Source organism: Paraburkholderia sp. 22099, from assembly GCF_052045835.1.
GTDB classification, from domain to species: Bacteria; Pseudomonadota; Gammaproteobacteria; order Burkholderiales; family Burkholderiaceae; genus Paraburkholderia; species Paraburkholderia terricola.
The window spans coordinates 1-18,381 of the sequence record NZ_JBQEPU010000010.1 but is presented as its reverse complement, the minus strand read 5'-3'; the positions used below and the strand labels follow the sequence as shown (position 1 = coordinate 18,381).

At 62.9% G+C, this 18,381-nt stretch carries 17 protein-coding genes; 8 read left to right on the top strand and 9 right to left on the bottom strand.

Features of this window, described 5'->3' with window-relative positions; all coding sequences use genetic code 11:
• Nucleotides 1-38: 38 nt before the first annotated feature.
• From ACTJLC_RS11785 to ACTJLC_RS11770, 4 genes are all read right to left on the bottom strand, one after another.
• Nucleotides 39-893 (bottom strand): MurR/RpiR family transcriptional regulator, encoded by an 855-nt coding sequence (locus ACTJLC_RS11785; protein ID WP_073429995.1) that lies wholly within the window; start codon nt 891-893, stop codon nt 39-41.
• Between the two features lie 156 nt (nt 894-1,049).
• Nucleotides 1,050-2,468 (bottom strand): aspartate ammonia-lyase, encoded by a 1,419-nt coding sequence (aspA, locus tag ACTJLC_RS11780; RefSeq protein ID WP_083086341.1) that lies wholly within the window; start codon nt 2,466-2,468, stop codon nt 1,050-1,052.
• 103 nt (nt 2,469-2,571) lie between these two features.
• Nucleotides 2,572-4,029 carry an aspartate/glutamate racemase family protein gene (locus tag ACTJLC_RS11775; protein ID WP_440844054.1) on the bottom strand — a complete coding sequence of 486 codons (1,458 nt, stop codon included), beginning with the start codon at nt 4,027-4,029 and terminating at the stop codon, nt 2,572-2,574.
• Nucleotides 4,026-5,303 (bottom strand): dicarboxylate/amino acid:cation symporter, encoded by a 1,278-nt coding sequence (locus ACTJLC_RS11770; protein WP_440844052.1) that lies wholly within the window; start codon nt 5,301-5,303, stop codon nt 4,026-4,028. The genes ACTJLC_RS11775 and ACTJLC_RS11770 overlap by 4 nt, the downstream gene beginning before the upstream one ends.
• On the opposite strand from ACTJLC_RS11770, the gene ACTJLC_RS11765 reads away from it, so the two are divergent.
• Nucleotides 5,302-5,514 (top strand): hypothetical protein, encoded by a 213-nt coding sequence (locus tag ACTJLC_RS11765; protein WP_310135250.1) that lies wholly within the window; start codon nt 5,302-5,304, stop codon nt 5,512-5,514. The two genes, ACTJLC_RS11770 and ACTJLC_RS11765, sit on opposite strands and share 2 nt — an antisense overlap.
• On the opposite strand, the gene ACTJLC_RS11760 is transcribed toward ACTJLC_RS11765, so the two are convergent.
• Nucleotides 5,481-6,395 (bottom strand): LysR substrate-binding domain-containing protein, encoded by a 915-nt coding sequence (locus tag ACTJLC_RS11760; RefSeq protein ID WP_310135252.1) that lies wholly within the window; start codon nt 6,393-6,395, stop codon nt 5,481-5,483. The two genes, ACTJLC_RS11765 and ACTJLC_RS11760, sit on opposite strands and share 34 nt — an antisense overlap.
• A gap of 207 nt (nt 6,396-6,602) precedes the next feature.
• On the opposite strand from ACTJLC_RS11760, the gene ACTJLC_RS11755 reads away from it, so the two are divergent.
• The 5 genes from ACTJLC_RS11755 to ACTJLC_RS11735 all read left to right on the top strand — a co-directional run bounded on the left by ACTJLC_RS11755 (nt 6,603) and on the right by ACTJLC_RS11735 (nt 10,765).
• Nucleotides 6,603-7,382, top strand: coding sequence for a GntR family transcriptional regulator (locus ACTJLC_RS11755; RefSeq protein WP_310135254.1), 780 nt, complete (start codon nt 6,603-6,605; stop codon nt 7,380-7,382).
• Nucleotides 7,379-9,112, top strand: coding sequence for a fumarate reductase/succinate dehydrogenase flavoprotein subunit (locus tag ACTJLC_RS11750; protein ID WP_310135256.1), 1,734 nt, complete (start codon nt 7,379-7,381; stop codon nt 9,110-9,112). Before ACTJLC_RS11755 ends, ACTJLC_RS11750 begins: the two co-directional genes overlap by 4 nt.
• Nucleotides 9,113-9,121: 9 nt before the next feature.
• Nucleotides 9,122-9,367, top strand: coding sequence for a 4Fe-4S dicluster domain-containing protein (locus ACTJLC_RS11745; RefSeq protein WP_073430002.1), 246 nt, complete (start codon nt 9,122-9,124; stop codon nt 9,365-9,367).
• A gap of 103 nt (nt 9,368-9,470) precedes the next feature.
• Complete coding sequence (locus tag ACTJLC_RS11740) at nt 9,471-10,469, top strand: HEAT repeat domain-containing protein (RefSeq protein ID WP_114164490.1); 999 nt, start codon at nt 9,471-9,473, stop codon at nt 10,467-10,469.
• On the top strand, nt 10,469-10,765 hold the full coding sequence (locus tag ACTJLC_RS11735) for a DUF971 domain-containing protein (protein ID WP_073430004.1): 297 nt from the start codon (nt 10,469-10,471) through the stop codon (nt 10,763-10,765). Before ACTJLC_RS11740 ends, ACTJLC_RS11735 begins: the two co-directional genes overlap by 1 nt.
• A 50-nt stretch (nt 10,766-10,815) precedes the next feature.
• Here ACTJLC_RS11735 and ACTJLC_RS11730 read toward each other — a convergent pair whose 3' ends face one another.
• From ACTJLC_RS11730 to ACTJLC_RS11720, 3 genes are all read right to left on the bottom strand, one after another.
• Nucleotides 10,816-11,862, bottom strand: a complete 1,047-nt coding sequence (locus ACTJLC_RS11730; protein WP_440844047.1) for a sulfonate ABC transporter substrate-binding protein — start codon at nt 11,860-11,862, stop codon at nt 10,816-10,818.
• 142 nt (nt 11,863-12,004) lie between these two features.
• Entirely contained in the window at nt 12,005-12,631 is a 627-nt protein-coding gene (locus ACTJLC_RS11725) for a hypothetical protein (protein ID WP_114164489.1), read from the bottom strand.
• A 537-nt stretch (nt 12,632-13,168) separates the two neighbouring features.
• Nucleotides 13,169-13,483, bottom strand: coding sequence for a hypothetical protein (locus ACTJLC_RS11720; protein WP_310135260.1), 315 nt, complete (start codon nt 13,481-13,483; stop codon nt 13,169-13,171).
• On the opposite strand from ACTJLC_RS11720, the gene ACTJLC_RS11715 reads away from it, so the two are divergent.
• Together ACTJLC_RS11715 and ACTJLC_RS11710 are read left to right on the top strand one after the other, a co-directional pair.
• On the top strand, nt 13,482-14,882 hold the full coding sequence (locus tag ACTJLC_RS11715) for a glycoside hydrolase family 28 protein (RefSeq protein ID WP_244220073.1): 1,401 nt from the start codon (nt 13,482-13,484) through the stop codon (nt 14,880-14,882). The genes ACTJLC_RS11720 and ACTJLC_RS11715 overlap by 2 nt on opposite strands.
• A 452-nt stretch (nt 14,883-15,334) precedes the next feature.
• A complete protein-coding gene (locus ACTJLC_RS11710; protein WP_073430007.1) occupies nt 15,335-15,583 on the top strand; it encodes a hypothetical protein in 249 nt (82 codons plus the stop codon).
• A gap of 51 nt (nt 15,584-15,634) precedes the next feature.
• Here ACTJLC_RS11710 and ACTJLC_RS11705 read toward each other — a convergent pair whose 3' ends face one another.
• A complete protein-coding gene (locus ACTJLC_RS11705; RefSeq protein WP_114164487.1) occupies nt 15,635-17,914 on the bottom strand; it encodes an amylo-alpha-1,6-glucosidase in 2,280 nt (759 codons plus the stop codon).
• Nucleotides 17,915-18,381 lie beyond the last annotated feature (467 nt).

Below are 18,381 nucleotides of genomic sequence, written 5' to 3'. Positions count from 1 at the left end.
TGCCTGACAGCGAAGATCAACAGTTTCAGACGCGAAACTCAGGGGACGTAGGCGCCCTTGGCATGCAGCGACTGTTCGGCGATGGCGAGTTGTTCGACCGCATCCGTGCCTTCGAGCGCGAGCAGATGCGCGACCAGCGACTCGGCAATCGCCGTGGCCGCGACCAGTGACGGAAAGAACGACGGACTCTCGTGCGAAAAAATCAGCACCTTGTCCGCATTGAGCGCGATGGGGGAGACCGCGCTGTCGGTGATCGCAATCAGCTTGCTGCCCTTTTCCAGTGCGGCTTCCGCCACGCGCGCGGCCTCCACCGAATACGGCGCGAAGCTGATGACGATGGTCGCGCTGTCGCGTTCGACCGTGCGCAATTGCATTTCCAGCGTGCCGGCCTCGCCGTTGAGCAGCGACACCGACGAACGGAACAACCGGTAGCCGTACACGAGACCGAACGCCACCGCGTAACACGAGCGAAACCCCGCCACGTGCACATGCGGCGCGCGCCGCAACAGCCGTGCCGCTTCCACGATCACGCGACCATTGTGCGCGGCGGTGACTTCGAGATTGTGCTGCTGCGCGACCAGCAGATCGTTCGCCAGCGCGTCTTTGGACTTGACGAGCGAACGTGCGCGGCTGGTGAGCGGCTCGGGCCGCGTGCGCACGCGCGCGACGAACAGGTTGCGCAATTCATTCCAGCCGGGGAAACCGAGTTGCTGCGACAAACGCACCAGCGACGCCGGTTGCACCTGGGCGCGCTCGGCCACCTTGCGCATCGACGAGACCGCGACTTCGTCGGGATGATCGAGCAGGAAGGCCGCCCCCATCTGAAACTGCGGACTCAGTTCGGAGAAGCGCGCGCGGATCAGGACGGCAAGCTGGTCGAAGCTGTCTGGCATGCGATGGTCCGGGCAAGCGGCCGAGAAAGTTGACAACAAATGTTACCACCCGGTGCATCGCATCCAACAGCGCTGTCACCGGGATGTGGGCTCGTCGGCACGGCATGCCGGCAACCGAAGCGGAACCCGCCCAGCCCCGGCGTGTGAATCACCGGATCAGTCGAATGCGATCGCCTGGCGCGGCTGGGTCAGCATGGCGGGTTGCAGGATCTCGTCGAGTTGCGCTCGCGTGAGAAGGCCGCGCTCGACAACGATTTCCGCGACGCCTCTGCCAGAGATGAGTGCCTGCTGCGCGACCTGGGTCGCATTCACATAGCCGATGTACGGGTTGAGCGCGGTCACGATGCCGATGGAGTTCTCGACGAGCGCCTGCAGTCGTTCGCGGTTCGCGGTAATGCCGTCCACGCACTTCGATGCCAGCGTGAGACAGCCCGCCCGCAAATGCGCAACGCTCTTGAAGAGGCTGTGTGCGATCACCGGCTCGAACGCATTCAGTTGCAACTGCCCCGCTTCCGCCGCGAAGGTGACGGTCACGTCGTTGCCGATGACTTCGAATGCAATCTGGTTCACCACTTCGGGAATAACCGGGTTCACCTTGCCGGGCATGATGCTCGAGCCCGCCTGAACGGCAGGCAGGTTGATTTCTCCAAAGCCCGCACGAGGACCGCTCGAAAGCAGCCGGAGGTCATTGCATATCTTCGAGAGCTTGACCGCCACGCGCTTCAGCACGCCCGACAATTGCACGAAGGAGCCGACGTCTTGCGTGGCCTCGACGAGATTCGGCGAAGTGGTGACCGGAATTCCCGTGATGCCGGCAAGATGGCGACACACGAGCGGCGCGTAGTCGGGCGACGTGTTAATGCCGGTGCCAATTGCCGTTGCCCCCAGATTGATTTCGCAGATCAGCGTCGAAGCCTCCATCAAGCGCGCTTCGTCCTCGCCGAGCATCACGGCGAACGTGCTGAATTCTTGACCCAGCGTCATGGGCACGGCGTCCTGCAACTGGGTCCGCCCCATCTTCAGGTCGTTTTTGAATTCCTCCGCCTTGCGCTCGAATGAAGCACGCAGCACAGCCATCGCGTGAACGAGTTGGACAATGCCCATGTAAGCCGCGATTTTCAGTGCAGTCGGGTAGACATCGTTGGTGCTTTGCCCAAGATTGACGTCCTCGTTGGGGTGTAGCGCCGCGTAGTCGCCGCGTCCATAGCCCAGGTACTCGAGCGCGAGATTGGCAATGACCTCGTTGGCATTCATGTTCGTGGATGTGCCTGCACCGCCCTGAATGACATCGACCACGAACTGGTCATGTGCGACGCCGCTACGAATCGCGTGGCATGCTTGCACGATGGCCTTCATCTTGTGGTCCGGCAGCAAACCTAGATCGTGATTGGCCAACGCGGCTGCTTCCTTCACGCTGGCGAGCGCATTCACCAGATTCGGGTACGTCGAGATGGGAATACCCGTGATCGGGAAGTTCTGCAGCGCGCGCAGGGTATGCACGCCGTAATAGGCCTCGTCGGGGACGGGTAGATCGCCAAGGAGGTCGTGTTCGATACGTTCAGTGCGGGTTGACATGTGATGCTCCGATGCAAAAAAAGGACGAACCGGGCGCGCCGCCCAGTTCACGAACCGAGCGGAGAAATCGCTGTTTTTCAGGGGCCCGAGGGCTGATGCGCGCTCAGTCGGCGGCGCCCATCGCGTGCGCGACGCACTGCCGCGCGAGCACTTCGGTGGGGTCGACGAGCCGCACGCGCACGCCATTGCCGCTGATGAATTCACCGTCCGGAAGAAGCATTGGAAGCTCGGTGCATCCCAGGACGATGACCTCGACGCCCTCGGCAATCAGTCCTTCGACGGCCGCGGCAAGATCCTCCTGACACTCGCCGGTCGTGAAGCCGGCTTTAACGCCCTTCTTTCCGTAGATGGCGTCCATCACGCGCGCCTGCAGTGCGGGGCCTGGCGCCACGTGCCGCAGTCCCCGCGATTCGAGCGCCTTTCTGTACACGCCGCTGTCGATCGTGCCCGACGTCGCCAGCACGCCGACATCGCGCAAACCGGGAAACGCCTCGCGCAGATAGCCAACGGTGACAGTGAGCATGTTGACGATGGGTATGCCGAGATACGGCTGAATCCGGTCGACGAACGCATGGGCCGTGTTGCATGGAATGGCGATGAGGTCCGCTTCACCGTCTTCGAGCCTCTTGCAGGTCGCGTAGAGTGAAATGGTCGGGTCCGCGCCGTTGCCTACAAGGTTCTCCGTTCGGTCGGGAATCTGGGGGTTCTGTTCGACCAGCAATTTGATGTGATCCTGGTCGCGCGAAGCCGGGGTATTGCGGACGATCTTGTTGAGGAAATCGACGGTCGCAGCGGGGCCGACACCGCCCACCACGCCGACCTTGAAAACCCTATCGGGCGAGCCGGGTCGGTCTGAGACGACATATTGCGCATACGCCATGTTCGAGTCGACGAGCGGGACTTTCAGCGGACCCGTTTCCTCGGCCACGAGCGCAATCTCCGTCATGCCCGGCACGATCACATCGACGCCCTGATCGGTCAGGTCATCGCAGGCGGCACGCAGCAGCGCGACGGCACGGCCGCCCAGATTGCCGCTTTTGATGCCGTCGGCACCATAGACGGCTTGCGTCACGAGGTCGGTATCGCCGAGTGCGCGGGGATGCACCACCTCGAATCGCGGAGCGGGAAAGTACCGTTCAAAGAGCCGCATTTCGCGCACGTAGTCGGATGCGAGCACGCCGATACGTTTCGCGTCGGGAAACTTGCGCTGAACATGGCTGCGAACCGCGTCGACAATGTTCGCGATCGGCGGACTCGTATTTGCCTTCAACTCGTCGATGAAGGTATGACTGAGAAAGCATGGCAGCACGATCGTGCTCACGCCGCGCTTCTCGAAATCGCGGATCATGTCGAAGATATAAAGCTTGCGCTCCGTGGTGGCGGCGCTGCCGGAACCCGAACCCCTGAACGGACGCTGCTCGAAAATGATGTCGGCATGTTCGGCGTCGGACAAGGCCGGCGTCGCCTTCACCAGTTTGAAAAATACGTCGGCACTGGCCAGTGGACCCAAGCCGCCCACCACGCCCAGCTTGCGCCTGCTCTTCATCGGGGCGGCGCTCATCGAGCCTCGACCTCCGCCGGCTCGAACGCCATGTCGCCCGGCGCCGGTTCGCGCGCGGCCTCCCATTTCGCGATCACGGCGGTGGCGACGCTGTTGCCGATCACGTTGGTCATCGTGCGGCCCATGTCGAGAACCTGGTCGATGGCGAGAACCAACGCGACGCCGGCAGCGGGCAGATGAAACATCGGCGCGACAGCCGCGACCACCACCACCGATCCGCGCGGCACGCTTGCCATTCCCTTGCTGCTCAACATGAGAATCAGCAGCATGAATATCTGCTGCGAAACGGGCATATCGACACCGAAGGCCTGGGCGATGAAAATCGCCGCGAATGCCTGGCACATCATCGAACCATCGAGGTTGAATGCGTAACCCAGTGGCAGCGTGAAGCCGACGACTTTCTTGTCGACGCCGAACTTCTCCAGTTGCTCGGTAAGACGCGGATAGGCCGCCTCGCTGCTGGCGGTGGAGAAGGCGATCATCGCCGGCTCGCGCACAGCCTTCAGCAGACTCACCACTTTGCGACCGAGAAACGCATATCCGATGGCGATGAGAATGGCCCACAGTACGAACAGCCCAAGATAGAACGAGCCGATCAGCTTGCCGTACGTGTAGATCACGTCGAGGCCGCGCAACGTCACCGTCGACGCGATCGCACCGAACACCCCGAGCGGCGCCGCGCGCATCACGTAGTTCGTCAGCCGCAGCATGACCGGGACCATTCCGTCGATCGCCTGAATGACGATGCCGACACGCGAGTCACGCTTGAGCGCGCTGAGACCGACGCCAAGGAAAAGCGAAAAGACCAGGATCTGCAGAATGTCGTTGCGCGCCATCGCATCGAACAGGCTGGTCGGAAACGCGTGCGTGACGACGTCCTTGACGTTCAGCGCCGAGGTGTTGAGCCCTGTGCTCACCTCGCCGGCACCCACCGTCAGATGCAGTCCGGCGCCGGGTTGCAACGCATTGGCCATGACGAGGCCGATGCCGAGCGAGACGATCGACGCGCTGACGAACCATGCAACCGAGCGCAGTCCGATACGGCCGACGTCGCCGTTGCTATCCATCCCCGCGAGGCCCGAGACGAGCGTGGCGAAAACGAGCGGCGCGATGACCATCTTGATCAGTCGCAGGAAAATATCCGTGACGATGGAAAAGTAACCGGCCACTGCTTTAAGGGTAGCGGGGTCGGTGACGGACGTGTGGCACACGTAGCCGGCCAGGATCCCGAGAAGCATCGCGGCTGCGATGCTCAGAGTAAGGCGATTCTTCATGTTCATCCGTCCTGTGGCGGCGCCGGCGGCCGAAGTGACCGCCACGCGCAAAAGAAGGGATGAGAGCGACGCGGGCAGCGCCGCTTTCATCGTGGAACGGATGGTAGAGAGGTCAAAAAAAACGCTAATGCTGTTGCGGCATGCGCTCATGCGCGTTTCGCATAACGTGGGAAAACCCTATTCCAGCGCCGCCGCGCCGGCGCCGAGATGATGCCAGAGCGTGTCGAGAAATTGGCTGCGATTGGTCGAGTCGCGGTAGGCGCGCAGTTCCATCTGCAACTGCCAGCTCGCGGGTCCCGCCGGAACGAGTTCACCATCGGCAAGTTCCCTTGCAATGGTGCTCCTCGGCAGCCACGCCACCCCCTCTCCTTCCATTACCAGCTTCTTGAGAACCTCCGCCATGTCGGACTCGTAGTGCAGACGCAATGACAACGCGTCCGAGGTCCGCTTCAACAGCAAGGCCTGGCACCGTCCAAAGTAGCTGGTCTCGGTGTAGGAGATAAGCGGTAGCGGACGTTGCTTCGTCCCCGGCAGGCGGAACTTCGGGCCGGCCCGCTCGTTGGGTCGGCTGGCCGGCATCAGGGTATCGAGACCGACCGTGACATGCTCATACCTGGCGGGATCCAGGTGCAGAGGCAGTTCAGGATGATGATAGGCGAACATCAGCTCGCAGTTGCCGTTCACGAGCATGAGAATCGAGTCGTGAACGTTTGTCGGGATCACACGAGCACGCACTTCGCCGAATTGAGGAGCGAGCGCCTTGAGCCATGTCGGCAGGAAGTTCAGAGCGATGGTGTGCCCCGCGCAAATCTGCAGGCTCTTGCCCGCGATGCGCTGCTCGGTACGGATGATGGCCCGCGTATCGAATAGCCGGGCCAGAATGTCTTCGGCGACTTCGCGAAACAGTTGGCCGGCTGGTGTGAGGACCGGCGGAAAGCTGCTGCGGTCGATCAGCTCGGCGCCGACCCATTGTTCAAGCGACTGAATCCTGCGACTAAAGCCCGACTGAGTGACATTGCGAAACTCCGCTGCCCGCGAAAAGCTTTGGTACTGAGCAAGGGCGATGAAATCTTCTATCCATTTGATTTCCATTTGAGCCTTCGGGTCAGCCTTTGACGGAGGCCCGATTGTAGCCGGTGCGCGAGTCCGCGAAGTCATGCAATCGATTTGAAAGCGGACAGCGACTCCAACGCGTCACCGCAGAAAAGCAAACCACAAATTCTTGGTTCGCCCGCCAACGCTCCGTCACTAGACTGTGAAGCAACTTGTCATAACAAGTACAGGCAACCCGACGACACCATGCAACAACCCACCCCGGCCATCGTGCTGCCCCTTCCCGCGCCGCCGCTCTACGAGCGGATCAAGACGGAACTGCGACTGCGCATCCTGAACGGCAGTTATGCCGCGCACGCGCGGATGCCGTCTGAAAACGAACTGTGCGCGATGTTCAACGTCAGCCGCATCACCGTGCGCCAGGCGCTCGGCGATCTGCAGAAAGAAGGCCTTGTCTTCAAGCTTCACGGCAAGGGCACCTTCGTCTCCAAACCGAAAGCCTTTCAGAACGTCAGCGCGTTGCAAGGCTTCGCCGAAGCGATGTCGTCGATGGGATACGAAATCGTCAACCAGGTCAGACAGATCCGCTTCATCGCCGCCAACGCGCGAATCGCCGGTCGCCTCGATCTGCCGGAAGGCGCAAAGGTCGCCGAAATCCGTCGTGTGCGGCTGCTCGATCGCGAACCGGTCTCGCTCGAAATCACGTGGGTGCCGGAAGCATTGGGCAAGCGCCTAGCCAACGCCGACCTCGTCACGCGCGACATCTTTCTGATTCTGGAGAACGATTGCGGCGTGCCGCTCGGCCACGCCGACGTCTCGATCGACGCCATTCTGGCCGACGACGAAATCGCCGCAGCATTGAGCGTGGACGAAGGCAGCCCGGTACTTCGGATCGAACGCCTCACGCACGCCGCGGACGGCACGCCGATCGATTACGAATACCTCTATTTTCGCGGCGATGCGTTTCGCTACCGTTTGCGCGTCGACCGTCAAAAAGAACCGAACAGCACAAGGAACACGCAATGAACACACACGTGATCGAGTACGACGTGGTGGTGGTGGGCGGCGGGACCGCCGGTCCGATGGCCGCCGTCAAGGCGAAAGAGCAGAACCCCGATCTCAAGGTACTACTGCTCGAAAAGGCCAACGTCAAGCGCAGCGGCGCGATTTCGATGGGCATGGACGGCCTGAACAACGCGGTTATCCCCGGCCATGCGACGCCCGAGCAATACACGAAGGAAATCACCATCGCCAACGACGGTATCGTCGATCAGGCGGCCGTGTACGCCTACGCCCGGCACAGCTTCAAGACGATCGAGGAACTCGACCGCTGGGGCGTGAAGTTCGAGAAAGACGGCACCGGCGACTACGCGGTGAAGAAAGTGCACCACATGGGCTCGTATGTTCTGCCCATGCCGGAAGGTCACGACATCAAGAAAGTGCTCTACAGGCAGCTCAAACGCGCGCGCGTTGCGATCACCAATCGCATTGTCGTTACGCGCGTGCTGACCGATGCGCAAGGACGCGCGTGCGGCGTGCTGGGTTTCGATTGCCGCACGGCGGATTTTTACGTGGTGCGCGCCAAGGCGGTCATTCTCAGTTGCGGCGCCGCGGGACGATTGGGTTTGCCCGCGTCCGGCTACCTGATGGGCACCTATGAAAATCCCACCAACGCCGGCGACGGTTACGCGATGGCTTATCACGCCGGCGCTGCGTTAGCCAACCTCGAGTGTTTCCAGATCAACCCGCTCATCAAGGACTACAACGGCCCCGCCTGCGCTTACGTGACCGGCCCGCTCGGCGGTTTCACGGCGAACGGCAAGGGCGAACGCTTCATCGAGTGCGATTACTGGAGCGGTCAGATGATGTGGGAGTTCTATCAGGAGTTGCAGAGCGGCAATGGTCCGGTGTTTCTGAAACTCGACCATCTCGCCGAGGAAACCATTCAAACGATCGAGCAGATCCTGCACACCAACGAGCGCCCGAGCCGCGGACGCTTTCATGCGGGACGCGGCACCGATTACCGCCAGCAGATGATCGAAATGCACATCTCCGAGATCGGCTTTTGCAGCGGCCATAGCGCCTCCGGCGTCTATGTGAACGAGCGCGCCGAGACCACGGTTGCCGGTCTCTACGCGGCCGGCGACATGGCCGCGGTGCCGCACAACTATATGCTCGGCGCGTTCACCTATGGCTGGTTCGCGGGCCGCAACGCCGCGCAATACGTCGAACGCCGTGAACATGCGGCCCTCGATAGCGAGCAGATCGACGCCGAGCGGACACGCATCTACGCGCCGCTCGAACGGGAGACGGGGCTCGCTCCGGCGCAGGTCGAATACAAGCTGCGCCGCATGGTGAACGACTATCTTCAACCGCCGAAGGTCACGCGCAAGATGGAAATCGGCCTGCAACGCTTCGCCGAAATCGCCGCCGACATCGAGCAGATCAAGGCCGACAACCCGCACGAACTGATGCGCGCCGCCGAGGTTCGGGCGATTCGCGACTGCGCGGAAATGGCGGCGCATGCATCGCTGTATCGCACGGAAAGCCGCTGGGGCTTGTACCACCATCGCGTCGATTATCCGCAGCGCAACGACGCGGAGTGGTTTTGCCATACACATTTAAAAAAGGACGCAACGGGCCGCATGGTCAGCGAGAAACGCGCCGTGCAACCGTACGTGGTGCCGCTCGACGATCGCGAGAGCCACGCCTATCAGAACCTGCGCATCGGCGAACCCGCGCTTGCCGACGCTTGAGGAGCGACCATGTCCACCACACCGCACGACATTTTTCAGCGCAGCGCCGCGCCCGTCACGATCGATGAAGACAAATGCATCGCCGACAAAGGCTGCACCGTTTGCGTCGACGTCTGCCCGCTCGATCTGCTTGCGATCGATCTGAGCAAGGGCAAGGCGTACATGAAGTTCGACGAATGCTGGTACTGCATGCCATGCGAGAAAGATTGCCCGACCGGGGCGGTCAGGGTCGATATTCCGTATCTGCTGCGCTAGCCGCGAAGGAACGCATGCAACGCACGCCACGCATGCAACGCACGATCGACTCGCGCATTGAACGCACCTGCTGCATCGGCTCACTTCAGACCTCTTTCAGCTCATGACCGATATTTCGCTTCCGCTTACGTTCGACCCCGATTCGCTCGATCCCGAAGCCGCCGAACTACTGCCGCGCCTCGCGTCCGCGGACGCCGCGGTGCGCCGCATCGCCCTGCTGGCGCTCGCCGACCTCGAGGACGAAGCGGTGCTCGGGCCGATCGTCGCCGCGTTGCGCCACGACGCGTCGCCGCAAGTGCGCGCGCAGGCCGCCCAGGTGCTCGGCGCGTGGGAACGCGCCGACGTGGTTCAGGCGCTCTGCGAAACGTTGACCGATCGTGCCGACGACGTGCGCGCGGCCGCCGCGCAGAGTCTGTCGAATCTGAAGGACCCGCGCTCGGGGCCGCTGCTCGCGCCGTGGGCCGGCCATCGCGATCCGTTCGTGCGCCAGGCGGCGCTGCGCGGTTTGCGCGAACTGCGCCATGCGGGTGCGCTCGCCCCCGCGCTGGCCGCGCTGACGGCGAGCGAAGACGGTGTGCGGCTGGAAGCAGTGAGCGTGCTCGGCTGGTTGAAGAGCGAGCGCGCGCTCGGCCCCCTTACCGTCATTGCGACGGACGATCCGAACGCCGCCGTGCGTCGCGCGGCGATCGGCGCGTTGGGTGTCGAAGCGGCGGACACGGAGCAAACCATCGTCACGCTGCTTCGCGCACTGCGCGACTCCGCCTGGCAGGTCCGCGAGGAAGCCGCGGCCACGCTCGGCAAACTGCGCGCGGCGGAGGCACGCGACCCGCTGATCACGGCTCTCGATGACGACTACTGGCAAGTGCGTTTGCAGGCGGTCCGGGCGCTAGGCAAGCTCCGCGATGCGACGACTGGCGCCGTGATCGCCGTGCTGCTCACGCATGCCATCAGCAATCTGCGCAAGGAAGCCGCCTTGTCGCTCGGCGAACTCCGCGACCGCGCGTCGCTGCCGCTCTTGCAGGCCGCCGCGACCGATCCCGATCCGGAAGTGCGCAAAGCCGTGCGCATCGCGCTGGCGCAGATCGACAAGGACACTGACTGATGCATGCGCCCGAACGCGTCACCCTTCATGCCGCGACAGCGCGACTTTCGCTGACGTGGCATGAAGGACAGACTCAATGGATCGACAACGCGACGCTCAGGGAGCGGTGCCCCTGCTCGACCTGTCGCCGCATGGCACAATCGGGCGCGGCGCCGCGAAGCGGGCCGCATATCGCGATTGTCGAGATTCAGCCGATGGGCTACGGCGTGCGGATCGTGTTCAGCGATGGGCACGCGCAAGGCATTTATCCGTGGGAATATCTGGCCGGCATCGCGCACACGCCTGTTGGGCCATGATCGTTACGTCGGCCAGGCGGACCCCGCTGTTGCGCGAGGTCCGGTGACATCTAGGCGGCACGCCATTTCGCATCCGCCACCACCAGCTTCTTCGGGATCAGCTTCAAACTGGTGAACGTGTCGGCGATCTGTTGCTGGTAGTCGAGCGTCGCCGCATCGACCGGCTGCACGCCGTAGCTCGTGCGCTGCAGCGCCACCTCGAGCGTGGCCGCGTCGAGACCGACGAGCGGCGCTAACTGGCTGGCGACGGCTGGAATATTGTCGCGGCTCCATCGATCCACCTGATCGAGTTCGGCGAGGAGTTCGCGCAGCAACTGCGGCTGCGTGTCGGCGAACTTGCGCGCGGCGGCGTAGTACTGCGTATTGCGCACGAGACCTTCGCCATTGGCGATCACCCGCGCGTTCGCCTGCCGCTCGACAGCGGCCAGGTACGGGTCCCAGATCACCCATGCGTCGACACTGTTTTGCACGAAGGCCGCGCGCGCGTCGGCCGGTGTCAGAAACGCGGGCTGAATGTCGCTGTATGAAAGCCCCGCATTCTGCAAGGCCTTGACCAGCAGAAAGTGCACGTTCGATCCGCGGTTCAGCGCGACTTTCTTGCCGCGCAAATCCTTCACCGAGCGAATCGGCGAATCATGCGGCACGACGATCGCCTCGCCCTTGGGCGCCGGCGGCTCGTGGCCGATATACGCGAATTCGACCCCGCCGGCCTGAGCAAAAATCGGCGGTGTCTCTCCGACCGAGCCGACATCCACCGCGCCCGCATTCAAGCCTTCGAGAAGCTGAGGCCCCGCGGGAAATTCGAGCCATTGCACGGACACGCCCTGGGCGGCCAGCCGCTTCTCCAACGTGCCACGCGCTTTCAACACCACGAAGTTGCCGTATTTCTGAAAGCCGATCCGCAAGGTTTTACCCTTGGACGGCGTCTGAGCCAGAGCCCGTTGCACGGACCAGGGCGCCCCAGCGGCCAGGGCTGCCGCGCTTGCGGCAGCGGCTTTCAGCAGCGTGCGCCGGCGTGGATCGAGCGAGTCGAAGGCTGCCGGTGTGTCCGAAGCGTCCGTTGAAATAGAAGAGCCCGATGTATCGCGAGAATCCATAAGCTTGCCAGATGAGAGGTTGAGTGAGCCGCTTGCCAAATGATTCGACGTTAGCGGGCCGCGCGGCGCACGGCAACCAAGCAAAGTTCATAAGGTTATGAGCGGCTTCCCGAATTCACGCAAACGATTCGCAACGGTCCGATCAATCTTCTACCGCGCCACAGAGATTGCCGCGGCGGCGATGCCCGACCGCGCGATTGATCGCGATGACGGCGTCATTCCGGTCCGCTGGGCGGATCAGATGAACGACATTGCTTCTGAGGTAACTGGCGAGCGAGTGCCGCTCTCTCTTCGGCAAAGCGGCAATGAGCGGCAGAACCTGCCGCAACGGTTCGATCGTATTGAGCATGTTCCACTGCTGTCCGGTATGGTAGGTTTCCGCCAACGCGTCTCTCGCCAACCCGGATACCAATTGAGTGAAGCGCTCGTCGCGAGGGAGTGCCTGGACCTGATTGCACAGCTCCCCGAACCGGCTGCGCGAAGCAACGATCCCCTCGTCGCCGTCGCCGCCGAATTGCAGCACATACCTGGACACGGCAGTTTCGAGAAGCTGGGCACGACGATCGGGAGGGAGTTCGCCGATGCGGCGAAGCGCTGGCGAGGTCCCGCTTAATCCTTGGGCAGCCGGGTTGGAAAACGCCTCGATCTCGCTGACGACGGCTGCGGCAATCGATTCGATGCGCCCCAGCGCTTCGGGCAACCAGACTGTCGCCGAGCGGCTGGTCATTGCGAGCCGGCCAAGGCTCGTGGCATCCACATAGGCACTCAACGCGGTGCCTACCCCATGAGGAAGCTCACGCTCGATTGCCTCGGGTGGACTCGGGGGACGGGACGATAGGCCTGTTGGCCGCGCCCCCAGCGAGCGACTTCGCCGCTGCTCCGGACTAGCTGTCGCGGCATGGGTCGTCGTGCCCGGCGTTTCATCTCCAGCGCTGCTGGAGCGGTTCGTGGATATGCAAATCCCCATGGGTATCCCCGGCAATCATTCGGTGCCATTTGAAACGATCATCTTGAGCAATCCCATAAGGCCGCGGAGGTCAATGACCGCAATATGTTGTACACAGGCGAAAGCTCGTCATTTACGTGGCTGCTTTTTTTGCCGATTAGGCCCGCTCTCGAATGGTCCCGCCACGCGTTGCATCAACATTCCCTCACAAGACAATAAGGAAATCCTGAGCGAAAGCAGATGGCTTTTTTGAAATATTGGCACGGTAAGATCGCGTACTCGATGGATATACGGCGCGCCGCTTGCGCAAAGCTTTTCGCACGATAAACGATGCGCCGTGCGCTCCGGTCAATATGGAACTCACGACGTTCTAGCGCCGCGAGCCGATATCGCGTCATGAGCCAATCGCCGTTGATTAGCTGAATCCATAAAAAGGAAAAGACAATTGAAAAAACGCGAATCGCCATTCAGGGAATCGTATTGCATGACGTCCGTATCACGCGTCACGATTTGCGCGTTGGTGCTGTCGGCTGCGCTATCCGCTGAATCCGCTTCAGCGGCGAGTACGTGGACGGACACGTCGGCGCCCGTTACGACGCAATGGGGAACAGTCAACGAGCCGTCATTGCCCGCGGCCGTTTGCAAACCGATCGCCGCATCGCTGACACCCGTCATGGGCTCGATCGATTTCGCGGATGCGAACGCGTCATTCTCCCAACCGGATACGGCGCGCATCCAGGCCGCGATCGACGCATGCCCGTCCGGCCAGGCCGTCAAACTCACGAAGGGCGCCTCGGGCGAATCGGCCTTTCTCAGCGGTCCGCTTACGCTCAAGTCGGGCGTGTCGTTGTGGATCGACGGCGGGGTGACGCTCTTCGCGTCGCGCAATCCCGCTGACTTCGACAATGGCGTGGGAACGTGCGGCACCGCGACGGCGTCGAACATCAAATCGTGCAATCCGCTCATTCTCGCGAAGAGCACGGCGGGCAGTTCGATCGTGGGCGACGGCACCATCGACGGCCGCGGCGGCAGCCTGCTCACCCGTGGTCCGAATGCGGGCGCGCGTACCTGGTGGGACGTCGCGTACCAGAACAAGACGGCGGGGCTCTACCAGCAGAACCCGCGGCTCGTGCAGATAACCGGCGGCTCCGCATTTACGCTCTATCGCGTTACGTTGCAGAATTCGCCGAACTTTCACGTGGTCACCGATGGCGTCGCCGGCGTGACGGCATGGAACATCAAGATCCTTACTCCGAGCCTCGCATATAGCGTGAGCGGTTACGCCTGTCCGGCCGGCACCACGCCGGACGCGATCACGCCCGCCACCTGTTTCACGCCGGAGACCGCGAAGAACACCGATGGTTTCGACCCCGGCCAGTCGAGCAATGTGCTGCTCGCCTACTCGTACATCAGCACGGGGGACGACCATGTGGCGATCAAGGCGAGCAAATCGCCCGGCAGCAACAATCTGACATTCGCGCACAACCACTTCTACTATGGACACGGCATGTCGATCGGAAGCGAGACGAATGCCGGCGTGAGCCATGTTTCCGTCACCGACATGACGATCGACGGCAACGATAGTCCCAGTGGAAACGGCTTGCGTATCAAGTCGGATTCATCGCGTGGCGGCAAGGTGAGCAACGTCGCCTACAGCCAGGTGTGCATGCGCAACGTTGCCCGGCCGCTGGTATTCGATCCGTTCTACAGTTCGTCGACGGGCACGCTGTATCCCAACTTCACCGGCATCACGATCAGCGGCTTGCACTATCTGGGCAGCACGCAATACGGTGGAGGCCGTATCACGTTCCAGGGCTACGAGCAAAACGGTCAAAAGAATCCGCTCGTCATTGCATTGAACAATGTCGTGTTCGACGGCACGCAGCCGCTTTTCGACAAGGACATCGCGACGCACTATACGCTCGGTCCGGGTCCCGTGAGCTTTTCGAATGAGATCGTGACGTCGACCTCGAATGACGTGACGGTGTCGGGTTCGCCGGGCAATGCGACGCCCGTCGATTGCAGCAGCGCGTTCGTTCCGCTCAACTACGTGCTGCCGGCTTCGCCTATCTGAGCAGCGGCTTCGATGAGGATCGAGCCGCGCGCGGTTCGACCTGGCGGATGCCCTTCCCGTTACCCCGGCCGCTGGCCAAATCCGCCAGCCGGCCGGCTATTGAACCCGGGCTGGCGTAAAAAGCCGCTTGCGTGCTCGCTGGCGGACCGCCACGCGAAGATTCACTACCGCTTGCGCAGCGCGCGCCCTATAACGTAGATGCAGGGCGATTATTACGTGTCGGCGGTCCACAAAATTCGTCGACACTGCCAGTTCGCACGCCACTCTCCGTCCGGCAACTCCGCTCGGCGCACTGCACTTCTCTTTTCCGACAACCTGAACCTGGGTCTCGGGCATCAGCCCCGCAGACCCGAAGGACGCGCGCGTCCGACGATCCCAGGTAGACGACGATTTCGGCGCTCGCGAATGTCCATGCGCATGGATCGAAAACCCGATGTTTTCCAGGAGCCAACATGAAAACACGATTGATGATTGCTTCCGCAGCAGGCTTGTTTGTCCTCGCCGGCTTCGCGCATTCGCAAGGGATGCCCGATACGCCGCAGCCTGCCGCGCAGCAAAACGCCACGACCCAGGATGCCGCCCCCGGCGCGGCGACCCAGGCATACGGCGGCATGCCCGATACGAAAATGCAAGCCGGCGCCAAACGTGCAAGACCCTGTGGCACGGGCCCGCAATGCGACCTCTTTTTCGGCGGGAGCTAGACACACACTGACGGCGTCCGGCACGACGACGGAAAACACCGGACGCCCGCGCTATAGCAGCGCGACCACTCGCACATCGCCCTGCTCGGCCGAGGCGACCACCTTCTCGCCGATGCGCCGGAACGTGATCGACACCGACGCATCGCCCACTCGCAAGTCGCCGAGTTCGAGCCAGTCGATACCTTCGGGAAGCATGGGCTGCTCGATCAGCACTTCGCGGCGCTCCGCGTCGATGGTGATGCCAAGGCATGCTTCGAGCATCATGAACGGCGAACCCGCAGCCCATGCCTGCGGCAAACAGGCGACCGGATAAGCGGTGGGCGGCTCGCCACGGCGCCGCGGGAAACCGCAGAAGAGTTCCGGCAAGCGCATGTCGAAGTTGACCGCGGCCTCGAACAACGCCTGCAGCAACCGCACCGCCGACGCCTTGCCGCCGTAGCGCGACAGGCCGCGCGCGCAGATCGCGTTGTCGTGCGGCCAGACCGAGCCGTTGTGATACGCCATCGGGTTGAAACGCGACTGGCTGGCGGCCAGCGTGCGCACGCCCCAGCCGGTGTGGAACAGCGCGGAGTCGAGCGCGCGCACCACCGACTCGCCGCGCTCGCGCGTCGGCAGACCGAAGGCGAGCAGGTGCCCCGCGTTCGAGCCCATCACGCGGCACAGTTCGCCGTGGCCGTCGAGCGCGATGCCGTAAAAACCCGATTCCTCCATCCAGTACTTTTGCTCGACGCACTCGCGGATGCGCGTGGCGCGCGCCTTATAGTGCTTTGCCGGTTCATGCAGGCCGCGCAGCTTCGCGAAGTGCGCCATCGTGTCGAACGCGGCGCTCGCATACGCCTGCACTTCGACGAGCGCAATGGGGCCGTCGGGAAAACGGCCGTCGGCGTGAAACACCGAATCGTGGCTGTCCTTCCAGCCCTGATTCGCGAGCCCGCCGGCCGACTCGCGCTGGTAGTCCAGCAAGCCATGGCGGTTCTTGTCGCACACGCCCGCGACCCAATGCGCCGCGCGCTCCAGCGCCGGCCACAACTCGTCGACCAGCGCGAGGTCGCCGGTGCGCGCCGCGTAGGCGCCGGCCAGCACGATAAAGAGCGGCGTGCTGTCGACGCCGCCGTAGTAGAGCGCGAACGGCACCTCGCCGGTGGCGGCCATTTCGCCCTTGCGCATCTCGTGCATGATCTTGCCCGGCGCGGCGTCGCGAAACGGCGAATTCTCACGCGCCTGATGCTCGGCGAGAAAGCGCAGCACGCCGGCCGCCAGCTGCGGTTGAAGCCACAGTGTCTGCAGCGACGTGATGACCGCGTCGCGGCCGAACGGCGTCGAGAACCACGGGATGCCGGCGTACGGATACGGGCCGGTGGCTAGGTCGGTGGTCAGGAGGCCGAGGTCGGCGAACGAGCGGTCGATCCATGCGTTGAAGAGCGGATTGCTCGAACGCACGCGCGCGGTGACGCGGCGCCGTTCGCGCATGACGAGGTGGGCGTCGACCAGCGCCGCGCGCACCGCGGCGCGGCCCACGCGTGGACGCTCCGCGTCGATTTGCGACAGATGGGCCTCGCTCAACGGATGCAAGGGTTGGGAGACATCGGCGCTCGGCCTGTCCGACTTCGCGACGACCTGCACGGCAACCGACAGATAAATCGACACGCACGCCTGCGCCGGCAGTTTCACCGTGTAGTCGGCGCGATCGGCAAAGAGCTTGTCCGGCTCCGGCGAGAAGGCGATCTGGACGTTGCGCGCCACGTCGTCGAGGCCGAGATAGCCGAGCAGCACCTCGCGGTTCTCGACCCGCGCCGGCTGGATGCGGCCCTGCTTGTCGCGCGTCAGGCCGCGCACTTCGAACATGTCGCGGAAGTCGCTGGCGAAGGAGATGGACAGCGGCACCACGGCATCGCTCGTGCCGTAGTTGGTGAGTTCGATGGCTTCGTTGAGCACGGTGCCCGAGAGCACGCGTATGCGCTCGACGTGGATCACGCCTTCCGGCGTGCTGTCGCCGCCGAGCGGCGGCAACGGACGGTTGGTCAGGTGCGCGGTGAACGAGGTGTTGTCGCTGCTGACGCTGCCCGACAGCAGCGACGGCGCACGGCCGCCGAAGGTGAGGCGGAGTTGCGAGAGGACGCGGGTGTCGTTGACGAACAGGCCGTCGTCGCGGCCGGTGATATCGCCGAGGGGATCGTTGACGATGAAAGTGTCGCCCGACTTCAGCACGTGCTGGGTGGCCGCGGCGACGTTGAGGTTTTCCGTCGGGATGAATGCGCCGTCGGGCTCGGGTTCGCGGTGGTCGATTCCGCCCGAGTGGGATAGGCCGCCGAGGGCTTCTGGCTGCTGCATCAGGGTCGCTCCTATGGGTTCGCTTGCGCGGTTCGCTTTCACTTTTTACTGCCGGTGATGAGGCGTGGTGCGGTCGCTTCCGATTGTAGAGGGTCCGTTCGCGTCAGACGACGTTATCAGGGCGGAGTTTCGGGTTTTTTGTGGCACGGGATGTGCGGTTTTGGTTTTTTTGCCTGGCGGCGCGGTTTTTTTTTGTGGTGTTAGGGGGTTGGGTTTTTGTTGCTGGGCTTTGGGCTTTGGGCTTTGGGCTTTGGGCTTTGGGCTTTGGGCTTTGGGCTTTGGGCTTTGGGCTTTGGGCTTTGGGCTTTGGGCTTTGGCCTTTCCTTGATTTGTTAGTGGTCTATTAGTGTTGCCCCTGTGCGGGGCGGCACTGTAGTGGTCCAATGACTCTGGACACCTCTAAAGGGGATAATCTCCAACCGAGGTGAGAAATGAGCAGACGGAACATAACCGACGAATTCAGGGCC